Source organism: Haloleucobacter ellipsoideus (assembly GCF_052491725.1).
In genome coordinates, this window is sequence record NZ_JBQWAR010000002.1 from 1 (window position 1) to 2,165 (window position 2,165).

At 59.1% G+C, this 2,165-nt stretch carries 5 protein-coding genes; all 5 read right to left on the bottom strand.

What is annotated here, in order from left to right:
* Nucleotides 1-818, bottom strand: an 818-nt coding sequence (locus ACT6QG_RS00010) for a recombinase family protein (RefSeq protein ID WP_444975567.1), incomplete at its 3' end; no start/stop codon positions are given.
* 41 nt (nt 819-859) lie between these two features.
* Entirely contained in the window at nt 860-1,192 is a 333-nt protein-coding gene (locus tag ACT6QG_RS00015) for a type II toxin-antitoxin system HicB family antitoxin (RefSeq protein WP_012090880.1), read from the bottom strand.
* Nucleotides 1,189-1,443, bottom strand: coding sequence for a type II toxin-antitoxin system HicA family toxin (locus tag ACT6QG_RS00020; RefSeq protein WP_444975568.1), 255 nt, complete (start codon nt 1,441-1,443; stop codon nt 1,189-1,191). Before ACT6QG_RS00020 ends, ACT6QG_RS00015 begins: the two co-directional genes overlap by 4 nt.
* 16 nt (nt 1,444-1,459) lie before the next feature.
* On the bottom strand, nt 1,460-1,774 hold the full coding sequence (locus ACT6QG_RS00025) for a hypothetical protein (RefSeq protein WP_444975569.1): 315 nt from the start codon (nt 1,772-1,774) through the stop codon (nt 1,460-1,462).
* Nucleotides 1,764-1,991: a helix-turn-helix transcriptional regulator gene (locus tag ACT6QG_RS00030; protein WP_444975570.1), complete on the bottom strand. Its 228-nt coding sequence runs from the start codon at nt 1,989-1,991 to the stop codon at nt 1,764-1,766. The genes ACT6QG_RS00025 and ACT6QG_RS00030 overlap by 11 nt, the downstream gene beginning before the upstream one ends.
* Between the last annotated feature and the right edge of the window lie 174 nt (nt 1,992-2,165).

Below are 2,165 nucleotides of genomic sequence, written 5' to 3' on the forward strand. Positions count from 1 at the left end.
ACCGGGACCATCACGATCTCGCTGACCGGCTTCAATTCCTTGGTCTTGGTCCGCTTGTTGAACTCATGCTCGCCCATATAGGTGCGGCGGGTCAGGATGCGGTGAACCTGACCGATGCCCCAGCGTCCGCCGTCGCGGGTGAAGATGCGGCGGCTGTTGAGATAGGAGACGATGTTCTTGACGCCCATCTGGCCGGTGGTGCCGTCACCTTCCAAGGCAAGGCGGTAGATCAGCCGCACCGTGTCCGCGTGCAACGGGTCGATCTCGATCTTCTTCTTGACCTTCGCGCCGCGTGTTTCGGCGGCAACGGTGCGGTAGCCAATGGGAGGAAGCGAGCCGTTCCAGAAGCCTTGCCGCGCGTTCTCTTTCAAAGCCCGCATGACGTGCTTGGCGTTCTCCTTGGACTGGTATTCATCGAACAACGCCATGATCTGCCGCATCATGACGTGCATGGGGTCATCTCCCATTTCCTGTGTGATCGAAACCAGCTTCACGCCATTCTTGGCGAGCTTGCGGACGTAGAACTCAAGCTCGAAATGGTCGCGAAAGAACCGGCTGAACGAATGGACCACGACAACATCGAAGGGCGCGGGCTTGGACGTGCCTGCCTCAATCATACGCTGGAACTCGGGGCGGCGGTCGTTGGTCGCGGATGCGCCGGGTTCGATGAAGGTTTCCACCAGTTGCAGCCCGCGCGCCTCACAATAGGCTTCACCCTGTCGCTTCTGATCGGGAATGGAAACATCATGCTCGGCCTGCCGCGCCGTCGAAACGCGCAGATAAAGGGCAGCGCGTAGCGGCACGGTGGAAGCGGTCATGGCGATGTCTCCTTTCAATCCAGTCGAACCGAACGGGGCCGCTATTCAGCGGCCTCCCGGATCGTCCCGACGATCCATTCATTCAAGCTCTTGCCCGATGCTGCTGCGGCAATGACTGCTGCGGCATGGTCATCGGGGGTGAGGCGGACATTGAACTTGCCGGAGAACTTCCGGCGCGGCTCGATACCCTTCTCCCGGCACATTTCGAGATAGACGGCCAGCGACTTGCGGCCTTCCTCGATCAGATCGTGGACGCTCTCGGCATAGAAGTCGGCCCCGCCATTCAGGCCGACAAACTCGCCGCGCAGCATCTGAATCTCGGGATCGAAAGCGATGACCGCCTTCTCGCCATTGATTTCAACGACATTGTTCATGGCTTTACTCCGTGTTCGTCCAGCCATTTACGGATGCTGGCAACCGCACCTTTGTCCGTATCGGGTGACGGATGCGGGCGATGAAAGACGCGCACTTCACCGAACAGGAACACGCCGACGCGCGAACCTTCCCGCTCGCTGACTTCCGCCCCGAGGCTCACAAACAGCGCCTCTATGTCGGCCCAGCGGATCGAACCATTGACCGGGCGGGCGAAGATCAGTTCCAGCGTGGCTTTGTGACGCTTTTTCATTGAGTATCCAGTATCATTATATAGTACCGTTTTCAAGGTCGATTTCGGCTCCGGCATCGGGTGATCCGACGTCGGGGTCAAAGAGTTCATCGAACAGGTCGCCGAACCAACGCTCGAACACCTCGATCTCGGCTTGTGTGACCGGAACGGGGTCGGGCCAGTCGTCTACGACAGTCCATGTACTGAGGTCGTGTTTGGGCGGCCTGCCGGGGAACGGCCACGGATAGCCCAGCAACTCCTCAAGCTGCTCCGACGCCGTAGGCGGTCGTTTGGTGCACCGGGAGCGGGATGCCGTCACCGGCTTGTGGTCGCCGTTGCGGTCAGAAGTCATCGAGGAAGTCGAATTCGTTGAACGAACGCTGCCGCCATCCGACCGGGTTGACGACCCAGCGATTGATGTCGGATTCCTTCCAGCCAGCGCCATTGGTGCTGATCTTGATCTGGGCGGGAAAGGTGCCTTCGGCGATCTTGCGATAGATGGTGGACCGAGACAGCCCGGTGCGGGCGAGAACGGTCTTCAAACGGACGATACGGTCTGGTTGACGCACGGCTGTGCTGCCTTCTGCTGGTTGTTTCTGAAGATTGCAGAGACCAGACAGAACAGTGATTTATCGTTGTGCAACTGATATTTAGGCAGCGTAGGGCTATGGCGTAGAAACGGCGGCAAATAGGAAAGTTCTTCGCTCTACAATCCGATGCCCCGGCCTCTGCCAAGGCCATGA

Bases quoted from the DNA above. Each gene is read 5' to 3' on its own strand.
- ACT6QG_RS00015 (WP_012090880.1), bottom strand. From the start codon at position 1,192: ATGAACAATGTCGTTGAAATCAATGGCGAGAAGGCGGTCATCGCTTTC.
- ACT6QG_RS00020 (WP_444975568.1), bottom strand. From the start codon at position 1,443: ATGAAAAAGCGTCACAAAGCCACGCTGGAACTGATCTTCGCCCGCCCG.
- ACT6QG_RS00025 (WP_444975569.1), bottom strand. From the start codon at position 1,774: ATGACTTCTGACCGCAACGGCGACCACAAGCCGGTGACGGCATCCCGC.